The 14,066-nt window shown below is 73.5% G+C and carries 11 protein-coding genes; 6 read left to right on the forward strand and 5 right to left on the reverse strand.

Features of this window, described 5'->3' with window-relative positions; all coding sequences use genetic code 11:
- Positions 1-148: 148 nt before the first annotated feature.
- From ACFWWU_RS17810 to ACFWWU_RS17820, 3 genes are all read right to left on the reverse strand, one after another.
- Positions 149-322 (reverse strand): CsbD family protein, encoded by a 174-nt coding sequence (locus ACFWWU_RS17810; RefSeq protein WP_384145921.1) that lies wholly within the window; start codon positions 320-322, stop codon positions 149-151.
- A gap of 95 nt (positions 323-417) precedes the next feature.
- Entirely contained in the window at positions 418-2,148 is a 1,731-nt protein-coding gene (locus ACFWWU_RS17815; protein WP_384145924.1) for a thiamine pyrophosphate-dependent enzyme, read from the reverse strand.
- Positions 2,149-2,180: 32 nt separating this feature from the next.
- Positions 2,181-3,773: an FMN-binding glutamate synthase family protein gene (locus ACFWWU_RS17820; protein ID WP_384145927.1), complete on the reverse strand. Its 1,593-nt coding sequence runs from the start codon at positions 3,771-3,773 to the stop codon at positions 2,181-2,183.
- Positions 3,774-3,892: 119 nt separating this feature from the next.
- Here ACFWWU_RS17820 and ACFWWU_RS17825 point away from each other — a divergent pair, with 119 nt between their 5' ends.
- Together ACFWWU_RS17825 and ACFWWU_RS17830 are read left to right on the forward strand one after the other, a co-directional pair.
- Positions 3,893-4,264 carry a hypothetical protein gene (locus tag ACFWWU_RS17825; protein WP_384145930.1) on the forward strand — a complete coding sequence of 124 codons (372 nt, stop codon included), beginning with the start codon at positions 3,893-3,895 and terminating at the stop codon, positions 4,262-4,264.
- A gap of 101 nt (positions 4,265-4,365) precedes the next feature.
- Entirely contained in the window at positions 4,366-4,527 is a 162-nt protein-coding gene (locus tag ACFWWU_RS17830; protein ID WP_033211473.1) for a DUF5670 family protein, read from the forward strand.
- 80 nt (positions 4,528-4,607) lie between these two features.
- On the opposite strand, the gene ACFWWU_RS17835 is transcribed toward ACFWWU_RS17830, so the two are convergent.
- Positions 4,608-4,835, reverse strand: a complete 228-nt coding sequence (locus ACFWWU_RS17835; RefSeq protein ID WP_384145933.1) for a DUF5133 domain-containing protein — start codon at positions 4,833-4,835, stop codon at positions 4,608-4,610.
- Positions 4,836-5,118: 283 nt separating this feature from the next.
- Between ACFWWU_RS17835 and ACFWWU_RS17840 the strand changes: the two genes are divergently transcribed.
- From ACFWWU_RS17840 to ACFWWU_RS17855, 4 genes are all read left to right on the forward strand, one after another.
- A complete protein-coding gene (locus ACFWWU_RS17840) occupies positions 5,119-9,147 on the forward strand; it encodes a HAMP domain-containing protein (RefSeq protein ID WP_384145936.1) in 4,029 nt (1,342 codons plus the stop codon).
- Between the two features lie 115 nt (positions 9,148-9,262).
- Positions 9,263-11,734 (forward strand): SpoIIE family protein phosphatase, encoded by a 2,472-nt coding sequence (locus ACFWWU_RS17845; RefSeq protein ID WP_384145939.1) that lies wholly within the window; start codon positions 9,263-9,265, stop codon positions 11,732-11,734.
- 52 nt (positions 11,735-11,786) lie between these two features.
- Positions 11,787-12,155 carry an STAS domain-containing protein gene (locus tag ACFWWU_RS17850; RefSeq protein ID WP_384145942.1) on the forward strand — a complete coding sequence of 123 codons (369 nt, stop codon included), beginning with the start codon at positions 11,787-11,789 and terminating at the stop codon, positions 12,153-12,155.
- A 60-nt stretch (positions 12,156-12,215) separates the two neighbouring features.
- Complete coding sequence (locus tag ACFWWU_RS17855; RefSeq protein WP_384145945.1) at positions 12,216-13,391, forward strand: PP2C family protein-serine/threonine phosphatase; 1,176 nt, start codon at positions 12,216-12,218, stop codon at positions 13,389-13,391.
- Positions 13,392-13,509: 118 nt separating this feature from the next.
- Here ACFWWU_RS17855 and ACFWWU_RS17860 read toward each other — a convergent pair whose 3' ends face one another.
- Complete coding sequence (locus ACFWWU_RS17860; protein ID WP_384145948.1) at positions 13,510-14,022, reverse strand: MarR family winged helix-turn-helix transcriptional regulator; 513 nt, start codon at positions 14,020-14,022, stop codon at positions 13,510-13,512.
- Positions 14,023-14,066 lie beyond the last annotated feature (44 nt).

Genomic DNA, 14,066 nt, shown 5'->3' on the forward strand with positions numbered 1-14,066 from the left:
GTCCCCCCCCCGGTCACCCCCCCCCCCCCCGGGGCGGTCCCGGGCCGGCCCCCCCCGGGGGGGGGGGGGGCCCCCCCCGGGGGGGGGGGGCCCCGCGGGTGGGGGGCCCGCCCCTCTCCGTGCCGGACGAGGTCCGTCGTGCGTCGGATCAGTGCTTGAAGGCGTCCTTCGCCTTCTCCTTCGCAACGCGCGCGTCGCCCTTGGCTTGTTCGGCCCGGCCTTCCGCCTCGAGACGCTCGTCGTCGGTCATCCGGCCGACCGCCTCCTTGACCTTGCCCTTGGCCTGCTCGCCCTTGGCCTTCATCTTCTGCTCACCGGACACGAGGGATCACTCCTTCTCCGTGCGACACATCTGACAACAGAACGCCTCACCGGAATCGGTGAGAACAAACCCATGGAAATCCGGCGCATCGCCGCTCAGTGCGCACCGGACGGGAGGTTCTCCTTGATCTTGGCGATGGCGAAGCCCCACCCCTGCGACACCGTCGGCTTCCCCGGCACGGCCACCTCCGCCGGGTTGGTCAGCACGTCGAGGAGGACCGGGCCGGGGAGGGCGAGCGCCTTGCGCACGGCCTCGTCCAGCTCGCCCGGGGCGGTGACGCGGATGCCGGTCAGCCCGAGCGCCTCGGCCACCGCGGCAAAGTCGGGGTTGTCCAGTACCGTCCCGAACTCGGGAAGCCCGGCCTGCTCCTGCTCCAGCTTGACCATGCCGAGGCGGCGGTTGTCGAAGACGACGAGCTTCACCGGCAGCCGTTCGGAGCGGATGGTCATCAGGTCGCCGAGCAGCATGCCGAGGCCGCCGTCGCCGCAGAAGGCCACGACCTGCCGGTCCGGCGCCCACAGCTGCGCCCCGATGGCCTGGGGCATGGCGTTGGCCATGGAGCCGAGGTTGTAGGAGCCGATCAGCCGGCGGGTGCCGCGCATCCGCACGAGCCGCGAGAGCCACACGGTGGCCATCCCGGTGTCCGAGGTGAAGATCGCGTCGTCGGCGGCGTGGCGGTCGACGGCCGCCGCGAGGGCCTCGGGACGGATGTCCGCCTCCCGGTTGTCGAACATGGCCCGCACCCGTCCCAGCAGCCGCTTGTCGTGGGCGGGGTCGGCGAGGTCGGCCTGGCCCTTCTGCCAGTCCGCGTACCGCTCGCGGGCCTCGTCGAGGTGGGAGCGCGACGGGACGGGCGCCAGCAGCGGCAGCAGAGCCCGCAGCGTCGCGCCCACGTCCCCGGCGAGCCCGACGTCCACCGGAACGCGGCGCCCGAGGTGCTCCTCGCGGGTGTCGATCTGCACGACCCGGCAGCCCTCCGGATACCAGTCCCGGTAGGGGAAGTCCGTCCCGAGCATGATCAGCGTGTCGCAGGAGTCCATGGCGTGGGCCGCGGCCGGATTGCCGATGAGGCCGGTCTGGCCGACCTCGTACGGGTTGTCGCCCTCGAAGCCCTCCTTGCCCTTCAGGGTCAGCACCATCGGCGCCGAAAGCAGCTCGGCGGCGCGCAGCACCTCCTCGCGGGCCTCCCGGGCGCCGCGCCCGACCAGGAGGGTGACCCGCGAGCCCCGGGCGATCGCCTCGGCCGCCTCGGCGAGCGCCGGGTCGTCGGGACGCGTGATGGCCGGGCGCGGCAGCGCGAACCGCGTCGGCCGGTCCTCCTCGACCTCCCGGTCGCCGAGGTCGCCGGGGACGGTCAGCACCGCCACGCCCCGCCCGGTCACGGCCGCCCGCACCGCGGACTCCAGCATGCGGGGCATCTGGGAGGGGGAGGTCACGGTCGCCCGGTACACGGCCACGTCCCGGAAGAGGAGGTCGTTGTCGACCTCCTGGAAGTAGTCCCCGCCCACCTCCGACAGCGGCACCTGGCCGCAGATCGCCAGGACCGGCGCCCCGCTCTTGGCCGCGTCGTACAGTCCGTTCAGCAGGTGCACCGAGCCCGGTCCCACCGTGCCCATGCAGACGGCCAGTTCCCCGGAGAGCTGGGCGCGCGCTCCGGCGGCGAAGGCCGCCGCCTCCTCGTGGCGGAAGCCGGTCCAGTCGATGCCCTCGGTGGTCCGGATGGCGTCGGTGAGCGGGTTGAGCGCGTCGCCGACCACGCCGAAGACACGGCCGACACCGAGGTCCGCGAGCCCGTCGACGATCACCTGTGCGACGGTACGAGTCATGGGGTCTCCCTTCACTGTGGACGTCGACCGGTTCACCGGAGGGTGAACCGGTCCGGATGAGCTGCCTTCCAGTCGCCTGCCCACGTGTCCGGAACTGATGCGGGCGACAGGAGCAGACCGGGTTCGAGCGGTTCGTACAGCTCGGCGTGGGACCGTACGGCGTCCGGTCCGACCCGGCGCAGCAGCATGCCGGGCCCCAGCTCCCGGGGGCCGTCGGCGCCCATGGCGGCCATGAGTGCGAGGGCGCTCCGGACGGTCGCCTCCTGGAAGCGCCGGACCCGCTCCGCCTTGTCCTGGACGTCGAGGGCGCGGGCGCGCCGGCGGTCCTGGGTGGCGACCCCGACGGGACAGGTGTTGGTGTGGCAACGCTGGGCCTGGATGCACCCGAGGGCGAACATCATGGCCCGGGCGGAGTTGGTGTAGTCGGCGCCCTGGATCAGCCGCTTGACGATGTCGCTGCCGGTGGCGATCTTGCCGGAGGCGCCGATCCGGATCCGGTCGCGCAGCCCCGTGCCGACGAGGGCCCGGTGCACCGTGGTCAGGCCCTCGGTGAGGGGCAGGCCGACGGTGTCCGCGAACTCCAGCGGGGCGGCGCCCGTGCCGCCCTCCGCCCCGTCGACGACGATGAAGTCGGGCGTGAGGTCCTCCTCCAGCATCGCCTTGCAGACGGCGAGGAAGTCGCGGCGCGCGCCCACGCACAGCTTGAAGCCGACCGGCTTGCCGCCGGAGAGCTCCCGCATCCGGCCGAGGAAGCGCACCAGCTCCCGGGGGGTCCGGTAGACACGGTGGTACGGCGGGGAGATCACCGTGCGGCCCTCGGGGACGCCGCGGACGGCGGCGATCTCCCGGCCGACCTTGGAGCCGGGCAGTACGCCGCCGATGCCGGGCTTCGCGCCCTGGCTGATCTTCAGCAGGACGCAGGCGACCTGGTCGAGCGCGGCCTTCTCGGCGAACCGCCGCGGGTCGAAGCCGCCGTCATCGGCACGGCAGCCGAAGTACCCGGTCCCGATCTCCCAGACGAGGTCGCCGCCGGGGGCGAGGTGGTGCTCCGATATCCCGCCCTCGCCGGTGTCGTGGGCGAAGCCACCGCGCCGGGCGCCCTCGTTCAGGGCGCGGATCGCCCGGGCCGACAGGGAGCCGAAGCTCATCGCCGACACGTTGAGCAGGGCCATCTCGTAGGGCCGGGCGCAGTCGGGGCCGCCGATCCGGACCCGGGGCGGCTCGTCCGGCACCGGGCGCGGGGCCATGGAGGGGACCAGGTACTCGGTGCCGGTCCGGTCCAGCTCCAGCTCGGTGCCGAAGGGGTCCTCGGCGTCCGTCCCCTTCGCCCGCTCGTACACGATGGACCGGGTGTCCCGGTCGAAGGGCACGCCGTCGACGTTCCCCTCGACGAAGTACTGCTGCACCTCGGGGCGGATCGCCTCCATCGCGAACCGCAGGTGCCCGAGGAGCGGGTAGTTGCGCAGGATCGAGTGGCGCCGCTGGACGACGTCGTACGACGCGACCGCGGCGAGCAGCAGGGCGGGTCCGGCCGCGCACCACCACCACGGGGACACCAGGACGGCCGCGAGGCCGGTGGTGAGCGCGGCGAGGACGGGGCAGACCACGAGCAGTGACGTCACCATGGACGGCCGTCTGTCCCGGACCGGCGCGGTCAAGCGCGCGCGAGGGGAACGGGCGGGGCGGGACCGGCGGGCCCGGGTCGACCAGGTTTAGCGTGCGGGAGTCCGGCGAGACGGTGCCCATGAGTGCTTCGGAGAACAGCGAACGGAACCAGTTCCCCTGGACCGGCCCCTACGTCGTGCCGGACTACCCCGAGCTGACGCGGGTGGACGACCCCGACGTGGACGAGGGGTACGAGCCGGCCGCTCTCGGGGAGCCGGGAGTCCTGCCCGCGCCGCTCGCCGAGAAGGCCCGCGCGGCCGTGTACGGGGCGCGCGGCGCCGGGAGCGACCTGTGGGCCGCCGCGCGTGCGCACCGGACCGTGACGGCTGGTGCCGCCGTCGGCACGGCGGCCGCGCTCGCCCTCGCGTACGGGTGGGGGCGCAGGGCCGGGCGCCTGGCCGCGCGGAGCGGCCTCGGCCCGGTGGCCCTGTTCCTCGAACGCCGCGGCTGAGCGGGCGGCGCTTCCCGCCCCCTAGGAGGCCGGTGCGCGCGTGTACGCCGTCCGGCCGTCCCTCTCCCTTTCCGTCACCGTCCTTACGGAGGTCGATCCGCATGGTCCCCCTGCTTCTCGTACTGCTGCTCGTCCTGCTCCTCTTCGGCGCCGGCTTCGCCGTCAAGGCGCTCTGGTGGATCGCCGTCATCGTGCTCGTCCTGTGGCTGCTGGGCTTCGTGGCCCGGCCGAAGGGCGGCACGGGCCGCTGGTACCGCTGGTAGGCGGCCCCGCGGCGCGCGCCCGCCCGTGGCGTGACCGAGCCCGGCACCTCCGTCGGAGAGTGCCGGGCTCGGCCGTGTGCTCAGGCGCTCAGCACCGAGTCGTCCTCGGGGCGCGCGCCCGGCAGGCGATGGCGGGCCGCGATCAGCGCCGCGTCCACGTCACCCGTACCGGTGGAGACGCACAGCGTGTAGGCGAGGTCGTCCATGCGCCGCCGTACTTCTTCGCCGCCGTTCTCGGCCTGGAGCACCTTGAGCGTCTCGTACTGCTCGATGAGATTGCGCAGGACCGCGGGGTGGGCCATCAGCACGTACTGCTCCCCTCGTCGACGGGGCGGGGGACCGCCCGGTTCGACGCGCGTGTACCCCGGCCGCGGCATCCTAGGCCCCCCGCCCGGGGCCGGAGAGGACGGGTTCCGGCCGGATGACCCGGCACCGGCCTCCTCTTGTCGATCACGGAGGGGTAGTGTCGTCATGATTGCCGTACGGCAACGATCGCGGCAGCCGGAGGCGACCCGGGGGAGCGGACGTCCGGCGCGCGGCGTGGGCCGTACGGTCCGTGTGCGCAAGCTTGGTGGGGAACGAGGATGGGGCATGTCTGAGACGACGACCAGGGGCTCCTCCGGCCGGGAGCACCCCGGACCGGCCGCGGTGGTCGAACCTGAACTCCGTCAGCTGCTGGCCGGGCTCACGGCCGTGCGGGACGGCGACTTCGGCACCCGTCTGCCCGACGAGGCGGACGGGCTGATGGGCGAGATCTCCCGGGTGTTCAACGGGATGGTCGACCAGCTGTCCCTGTTCACCTCCGAGGTGACGCGGGTGGCGCGCGAGGTCGGCACGGAAGGGACGCTCGGCGGGCAGGCCGCCGTGCCCGGTGTCTCCGGCACCTGGGCCGACCTGACCGACTCGGTGAACGCGATGGCCGGCAACCTCACCACCCAGGTCCGTGACATCGCCCATGTGGCGACGGCCGTCGCCAAGGGCGACCTCTCCCAGAAGATCGACGTGGACGCCCGCGGCGAGATCCTGGAGCTGAAGAACACCATCAACACGATGGTCGACCAGCTCTCGGCCTTCGCCGACGAGGTCACGCGCATGGCCCGTGACGTGGGCACCGAGGGCATCCTCGGGGGACAGGCCGACGTGAAGGGCGTCTCCGGTACCTGGCGCGACCTGACCGACTCCGTCAACTCGATGGCGGGGAACCTCACCGCGCAGGTGCGGGCGATCGCCCACGTCGCCACCGCCGTCGCGGGCGGCGACCTGTCGAAGAAGGTCGACGTGGACGCCCGGGGCGAGATCCTGGAGCTGAAGACGACCATCAACACGATGGTCGACCAGCTCTCGGCCTTCGCCGACGAGGTGACCCGGGTCGCCCGCGAGGTCGGCACCGAGGGCAACCTCGGCGGCCAGGCCACCGTCCGGGGCGCCTCGGGCACCTGGAAGGACCTGACCGACAACGTCAACGTGATGGCCTCCAACCTCACCGGGCAGGTGCGCTCGATCGCCCAGGTCGCCACCGCCGTGGCCCGCGGCGACCTCTCCCGCCGGATCACCGTGGAGGCCAAGGGCGAGGTCGCCGCCCTCGCCGACACCATCAACACCATGGTGGACACCCTGTCCGCCTTCGCCGACGAGGTGACCCGGGTCGCCCGCGAGGTCGGCACCGAGGGCCGGCTCGGCGGCCAGGCCAGGGTGCCGAACGTGGCCGGCACCTGGAAGGACCTCACCGACAACGTCAACTCCATGGCGAACAACCTGACCGGACAGGTCCGGAACATCGCCCAGGTCACGACCGCCGTCGCCAACGGCGACCTGTCGAAGAAGATCGACGTCGACGCCCGGGGCGAGATCCTGGAGCTGAAGACGACCATCAACACGATGGTCGACCAGCTGTCCTCGTTCGCGGCCGAGGTGACCCGCGTGGCCCGTGAGGTCGGCAGCGAGGGCCGGCTCGGCGGCCAGGCCGAGGTCGAGGGGGTTTCCGGTACCTGGAAGCGGCTGACCGAGAACGTCAACGAGCTGGCGGGCAACCTCACCCGCCAGGTTCGCGCCATCGCGGAGGTCGCGAGCGCCGTCGCCGAGGGCGACCTCACCCGCTCGATCACCGTCGAGGCGTCGGGCGAGGTGGCCGAACTCAAGGACAACATCAACGCCATGGTCGGCTCGCTGCGCGAGACCACGCGGGCCAACCAGGAGCAGGACTGGCTCAAGTCCAGTCTGGCCCGGATGTCCGCGCTGATGCAGGGCCACCGCGACCTGGCCGTCGTCGCCGAACTCGTCATGGACGAGCTGACCCCGCTCGTGGCCGCCCAGTACGGTGCGTTCTACCTCGCCGAAGAGGGCGCCGACGGCGTCGAGCTGGGCCTCGTCGGCTCCTACGGACGCCCCGCCGGCGACCAGGACCGGGTCCGCTTCCGGCTGGGCGAGTCGCTCGTCGGACAGGCCGCCCGCAGCCTCCGCACCATCGCCGCCGAGAACGTCCCCGCCGACTACGTCACGATCTCCTCGGGTCTCGGCAGCACGTCCCGGGGCAGCCTCGTGGTGCTGCCGGTCGTCGTCGAGGAGCAGGTGCTCGGCGTCATCGAGCTGATGTCCTTCAGCCCCTTCACCTCCGTGCACCGGGACTTCCTGGAACAGCTCATGGAGACCGTCGGCGTCAACCTGAGCACCATCGTCGCCAACGCCCGCACCGACGAACTCCTGGACGAGTCCCAGCGCCTGGCCGGCGAACTCCGGTCGCGCACCGAGGAACTCCAGGTGCGGCAGGAGGAACTCCAGCGCTCCAACGCCGAACTGGAGGAGAAGGCGGCCCTGCTCGCCACGCAGAACCGCGACATCGAGGCCAAGAACCTCCAGATCGAGCAGGCCCGGCAGGAGCTGGAGGACCGTGCCCAGCAGCTCGCCCTGGCCTCCACGTACAAGTCGGAGTTCCTGGCCAACATGAGCCACGAACTGCGCACCCCGCTCAACAGCCTGCTGATCCTGGCCCAGCTGCTGGCCCAGAACCCGACCCGCAACCTCACGGCCAAGCAGGTCGAGTACGCCGGCATCATCCACTCGGCCGGATCCGACCTGCTCCAGCTGATCAACGACATTCTCGACCTCTCCAAGGTGGAGGCCGGGAAGATGGACCTCAACCCGGAGCGCGTGCCCCTGCGCAGGCTCCTCGACTACGTCGAGGCCACGTTCCGCCCCCTCACCTCGCAGAAGAGCCTCGCCTTCGCGGTCTCCACGGCCGCCGGCGTTCCCGTCGACCTCGTCACCGACGACACGCGGCTCCGGCAGGTGCTGCGCAACCTGCTGTCGAACGCCGTCAAGTTCACCGAGCACGGCAGCGTCGAGCTGCGCATCGAACCGGCCTCGGACGGCGAGCTGCCCGTGTCCGTGCACCGCGGCGGCCCCGTCGTCGCCTTCCGCGTCGCCGACACCGGCATCGGCATCGCCCCCGAGAACCTGGAGGCCATCTTCGGCGCCTTCCAGCAGGCCGACGGGACGACCAACCGCAAGTACGGCGGCACCGGCCTGGGCCTCTCCATCAGCCGCGAGATCGCGCATCTGCTCGGCGGCGCCCTCACCGTCACGAGCGTGCCCGGCGAGGGCAGCACCTTCACCCTCTACCTCCCCGTCACCCGCACCGACTTCACCGAGCAGCCCGACCCCTCCACCCCGCCGGCGGACCCCTCGGCGGCGCTCACCGTCCCGGCCCCGGATCGGGGCCGCGCGCTCGCGCTGCCCGGCGCCCCGGCCGCCCGGCCGACCCGGCGCCTCCTCGTGATCGAGGAGCGTCCGCGCGGGCTCCTCGCCGTCGTCGCCGAGAACGCGGTCACCCAACTCGCAGCCGACGGCGGGCACACGGGCCGGGCGGACATCGAACTGATCGCGGTCGTCGGCCCCCAGGAGGCCGCCTCCGCGCTCGCCACCCAGCCGTTCCACTGCGTCGTGCTCGACGTCGACATGGCGGACGGCGACGCCCTGCGCTTCCTGGACGCCATGGACGGCGACGAGGCGCTGCGCACCGTCCCCGTCCTCGCCCACAACAACCGCCGGCTCCCCGCCGACGAGGAGGGCGCCCTCCAGGACCTCGCCCGCCGCCGCCCGCTGGAACTCCTCTCCAGCCTCGACGAGCTGCGCGAGCGGATCGCCCTCCACCTGTCCGCGGAGCAGCCCGGCGACGTCGTGCCCCTGGTGCGCGGCGACCACTGGGCGCCCGCGCCCCAGGCCATCGACACCACCCTGCGCGGCAGGACCGTCCTCGCCGTCGACGACGACGCCCGCAACCTGTACGCCCTCAGCGGCATCCTGGAGCTGCACGGCATCACCGTGCTGCACGCCGAGAACGGGCGGAAGGGGATCGAGGCGCTCCTGGCGAACCCGGCCGTCGCCCTCGTCCTGATGGACGTGATGATGCCGGAGATGGACGGCTACACGGCGACCGCGCGGATCAGGGAGCTGCCGCAGTACGCGGACCTGCCCGTGATCGCCGTCACCGCGAAGGCCATGCCCGGCGACCGGGAGAAGAGCCTCGCGTCCGGGGCCAGCGACTACGTCACCAAGCCCGTCGACGCCGACGAACTCATCGCCTGCGTCAGCCGCTGGCTCGACGGCGGGGCGGCCACGTGACCGTCCCCGCGGGACCGCCCCGCGCTCCCCGCCCGGCCCCGGAGCGCCGGACCGGCGCACCCCGGCCCCGTCCGCACGGCGGCCCCGGGGCCGCCCCGACCGAGGAGTCGCCGACGTGAGTGGCCCCCGCTTCCCGGACGGAGACGCGTCCGCCGACCTCCCCGAGCCAGGCGCCGCCGCGCCCCCGACCCCCGGCACCGCCGTCCCGTACCCCGCCGACGGCCGGCTGGCCGCCACGGTGGAACGGCTGCGCGGCGAGGTGCGCGCCGCGCACGCGGCGGCCGAGGGCCGTGCCCTGATCGAACTCGCCAAGGGGGTCATCGTCGAGCGCCTGGGCTGCGGCCCCGCCCAGGCGGCCCGCCAGCTCACGGAGCTCGCCGACCGGGCCGGACTGTCGCGGCTGGAGCTGGCCGCGGACATCATCAACCAGGCGGCCCGGGACCGGATGGCCGAGGCGGCGGACGAGTTCGTGCGGACGGCCGTCGGCGAGCCCGCCGCCGCCCCTGCCGCCCCTGCCGCCCCCGCCGCCCCCGCCGCCCCCTCGGTCGCCGTGCGGCTGCGCACGGCGGAGAGCGCGGCGCTCAGCGCCGGCGACACCCAGGCCGTCGCCGAGTCGCTCCTCCGGCACGCCCTCGAACCCCTGGGGGCCGTCGCCGTGGCGATCTGGACCACCGGCCCGGACACCTCGCTGAGCCTGTGCGGTCACGCCGGCTTCGGCCTCGACGAGGCGGCCCGCTGGCACTACGTGCCGCCGGGGGTGACCACCGCGGCCCGCCAGGCGCTCATCGGGCGCCGCACCGTCCGGTACGCCTCCCTGGCGGCCGCGGGCATCCCCTCGATCGGCCGCGCGCACCATCCCGACGGCGGCCGGGTCGTCGTCCCCGCCGGGACCGGCGGCCGCATCCACGGCGTCCTGGAGATCTGCTGGGCCCGTCCGCTCGGCCCCCTGCCGCAGGCCGTGGAGCGCCAGATCGAGGCCCTCGCCGAGCTCTGTGCCCACACCCTGGAGGCGCTGCCCGAGGCGTCCCCCGGGGGCTTCCCCGTCCCCGGCGGCTTCCCGGTCCCCGGCGGGGACGGGGCGCCGGCGCTGGCCGAACTCTCGGACGGGCTCTACGACCCCGCCCTCGTCCTCACCCCCCACCTGGACGAGGCGGGGGAGCTCGTCGACTTCCGCATCCGGCACGCCAACGCGCACTTCCGGGATCCGGCCGGACGGCCCCGCGGCTCCGTCGACGGGGCCCTGCTCCTGGAGGCGTACCCGGCGACGGCGGGCGGCAGCGAACTCTTCGAACGGATCGAGCGGGTCTACGCCACGGGGGAGCCGTTCCGCGCCCGCCGGGCCCGGCTCACGGCCCTGGTGGACCAGGTGCCGCTCGCCTCGCTCGCCGACATCAGCATCAGCCGGTACGGCGCGAGCGTCCTGCTCATCTGGCGCGTCGAGGACGAGTCGGCACGTCTCGCCAGCCTCCTCCAGCACGCCCAGCGCCTCGGCCGGGTCGGCGCCTTCGAGGAGGACGTCGTCTCCGGGGACATCACCTGGCACGGCCAGCTGTACGAGCTCTTCGGCCGCAGGCCGACGGAGCCGCCGATCGCCCTGCGCGACCTCGCCGCCCACGCCCACCCCGACGACGCCGGCACCATCCGCCGCTTCCTCCAGAAGGTGCTGTACCAGCGGCGGGTGGGCTCCACCGCCTTCCGCATGCTCCGCCACGACGGCGTCACGCGGCACATCCGGGTGACCGCCGAACCCGCCCTGGGCACCGACGGCGGTCTCCAGGCCGTCCGGGGCGCCTACCAGGACATCTCGGCGCAGCACTGGACCGAGGTCGCCCTCACGGCCACCCGCGACCGGCTGGCGGCGACGGAGGAGGCGGCCGAGGAACGCAACCGGCTCACCCTCCAGCTCCAGCACGCCATCATGCCGCCGGTCAAGCCGCCGCTCGACGCGCCGGGACTCGACGTCGCCGTGCGCTACCGTCCCGCCGAGTCCGAGTCCCTGGTCGGCGGCGACTGGTACGACGCGGTCGTGCTGCCGTCCAAGAAGGTGCTCCTGTGCGTCGGGGACGTCGCCGGCCACGGCGTGGAGGCCGCCACCGGCATGGTGGTGCTGCGCAACGCCCTCCGCGGCCTCGCCGTCACGGGGGCGGGCCCGGGGCAGCTGCTGTCCTGGCTCAACAGCGTCGCCCACCACCTCACCGCCCATGTGACGGCCACCGCCGTGTGCGGCATCTACGACCCCGGGAGCCGCACGCTGCGCTGGGCCCGCGCGGGACACCTCCCGCCGGTGCTGGTCCGCGGGGACGAGGCGCTCGACCTGCCGCTCCTGCGCGGGCTGCTGCTGGGGGCCCTCGCGGAGGTCGAGTACGAGGAGGCGGAGCTGCGGCTCGAACCCGGCGACACGGTGCTGATGTACACCGACGGGCTCGTCGAGCGGCGGGACACCGCCGTCCAGGATTCCGTCGCCCAGCTGCTCACCGTCGCCCGGCAGCCGTCCGACAGCCTCGAAAGCCGGCTGGACCAGCTGCTGGCGCGCACCAAGTCGGACACGGACGACGACACGTGCGTGGTCGGTGTCCAGGTGTCATGACCCCGTCCGTCCGCCCCAAGGCCGGCCCCACCCCCCATGGAAAGCAGGGAACATGTCCGAGCGAGAACCGAACCTCGATGTCGACGTCGAGATCCGCGACGACCGCACGGCGGTGCTGACCGTGGAGGGTGAGCTGGACATGGAGACGGCCGGCCGGCTGGAGGACCTTCTGACGGAACAGTTCGGCCAGGGGCGGCGCCGTCTCGTGCTGGACCTGTCCGCCCTCGGTTTCATGGACTCCTCGGGGCTGAACGTCCTGATCAGGGCGGTCAACAGGGCGCGGGAGACCGGCGGCGACCTGTATCTCGCCGGGCCGACCCCGGCCGTGCGCCGCATCCTGGAGATCACCGGCGTGACGACGATGATCCCGCCGCACGACGGCGTGGCGGACGCGCTGGCCGCGGCCGGCGGCGCGAGATAGCGGACGGGTGGCCCGGTCCCGTGCACGGGACCGGGCCCAGGAAAGAGGAAGAGGAGGACCGTGCACGAGATCGCCGAGATCGAGCAAGCGCTCCGTCGGGCGGCTCCGCACCGGCTCGTGGGGGTCGTCGAGGACGCCCTGAGGGAGCACTGCGGGGTGCTGCGGGTGGAACTCCGCCTGGCCGACTACGGATTGCGGACGCTCCAGCTCGTCGGGATCGTCTCCGGGGCGGATCCGTCGGTGTCGATCCACGACAGTCCCCAGGGGCGCGCCTTCGGCGCCCAGGAGCCGCACGTGGTCCGGGAGCCCGGGGCGTTCCGGCTCCACCTGCCCGTCACCGTCCGCGGGGACCGGCTGGGGGTGCTGACGGCCGAGCTGCCCCTGGAGGCCGACCTCAGGCCGCTGCTGCCGGGGATCGCCCAGGTCTGCGAGGCGCTCGGCCACGAGATCCTGGTGGCGGAGCGTGACACGGACCTGTACGTCCTGGCACGGCGTGCGACGCGGCTCACGCTCGCGGCGGAGATGCAGTGGCAGCTGCTGCCCGGCCGTTCCTGCGCCCGTCCCGAGTTCGCCCTCGCCGCCCATCTGGAGCCCGCCTACGCCATCTTCGGCGACAACTACGACTGGTCGGTCTCGGACGGCCGGCTGACCCTCACGGTCACCAACGGTATGGGGGAGGGCATCGAGGCCGCCCTGCTGACGAACCTCGCGATCAACGCGCTCCGCAACGCCCGCCGGGCCGGCCTCCCGCTGGCGGACCAGGCCGCGCTGGCGGACCAGGCCGTGTACGCCCAGTACCGGGGCGAGGCCTTCGTGTCGGTGCTGCTGCTCTGCTTCGACCTGGCCACGGGCGAGGTGGAGGCCGTGGACGCCGGATCGCCCCGTATGTGGCGGCAGCGGGGGCAGGCGGTGGAGCCCGTCGGCTTCGAGGCGCAGCTGCCCCTCGGCATGTTCGAGGACACCACGTACGTGCCCGAGCGGTTCGCGGTGCGGCCGGGCGACCGGCTGCTGTTCGGCAGCGACGGCGTGTACGCGGCCGTCTCGCCCGCGGGGGAGAGCTACGAGGACCGGGCGCTGGCCCGCGCGCTGCGGGGGACGCGGCTGCTGCCGCCCACGCACGTGCCGCAGGCGGTGCTCCGGGAGCTCGCCGTCCACCACGGCGGCAGCCCGCTGGAGGACGACGCCCTGGTCGTCTGCCTCGACTGGCACGGCACCGTGTCAACAGTTGCCGTATGACAACTGTATCCTTGGGGCAATACCTGACGGGTGCCCGGAAGAACGCCGTCAAGGACGACCAGAGGTGGCAATGAGGACATGGGGTGTGCGCCCGGCCGGAGCCGGCGTCGCGCGGGGATCAGGCCGAACTGACGTCCTTCAGCGGCGTGCGGGCGGGTGACGAGGCGACCGCTCCGCCCCCTCCCACGGCCTCGTGGAAACCGGTGAGCCCCCGCAGCAGCGCCTTGCGGCTCGTCGGCGACATGCCCGCGATGACCGCGAGCAGGGCTTCCTCGCGCTGGGCTCGGAGGTCCCGCAGATACGCCTTGCCATGCACGGTCAGGTGCAGCTCCAGCTGCCGACGGCTCACGGGGCTGGGCAGCCGCTGCACGAAGCCCAGCGCCTCCAGCCGGTCGCACATGCGGCTCACCGAGGGCGGTGCGGAGCCGAGCAGCTCGCCCAGGGTGCGCAGGCTGATGCCCTCCTCGCGGTCGAGGCTGTACAGCACGCGCAGCTGACTCGCCGAGACGGGTGTCGACGACACCATGTCCCGGCCGCGCTCCCACAGCACCTCCAGCAGCTCGATGAGCTCCCGGGCGGACTCGGCCGTCCGCTGCGGTTCCCGCGGCGGCGGGGCGGGGTTGCTGTTCATGCCTGCCGACCCTCCTCGGACGTCCCGGGCCGGGGGCAGCGGCC

Origin of the sequence: Streptomyces sp. NPDC058650 (assembly GCF_042717315.1) — a bacterium.
Lineage (GTDB): Bacteria > Actinomycetota > Actinomycetes > Streptomycetales > Streptomycetaceae > Streptomyces.

Coding starts and splice junctions, on each gene's coding strand:
- ACFWWU_RS17860 (WP_384145948.1), bottom strand. CDS start 14,022: ATGAACAGCAACCCCGCCCCGCCGCCGCGGGAACCGCAGCGGACGGCC.
- ACFWWU_RS17830 (WP_033211473.1), top strand. CDS start 4,366: ATGGTCCCCCTGCTTCTCGTACTGCTGCTCGTCCTGCTCCTCTTCGGC.
- ACFWWU_RS17840 (WP_384145936.1), top strand. CDS start 5,119: ATGTCTGAGACGACGACCAGGGGCTCCTCCGGCCGGGAGCACCCCGGA.
- ACFWWU_RS17825 (WP_384145930.1), top strand. CDS start 3,893: ATGAGTGCTTCGGAGAACAGCGAACGGAACCAGTTCCCCTGGACCGGC.
- ACFWWU_RS17820 (WP_384145927.1), bottom strand. CDS start 3,773: ATGGTGACGTCACTGCTCGTGGTCTGCCCCGTCCTCGCCGCGCTCACC.
- ACFWWU_RS17815 (WP_384145924.1), bottom strand. CDS start 2,148: ATGACTCGTACCGTCGCACAGGTGATCGTCGACGGGCTCGCGGACCTC.
- ACFWWU_RS17850 (WP_384145942.1), top strand. CDS start 11,787: ATGTCCGAGCGAGAACCGAACCTCGATGTCGACGTCGAGATCCGCGAC.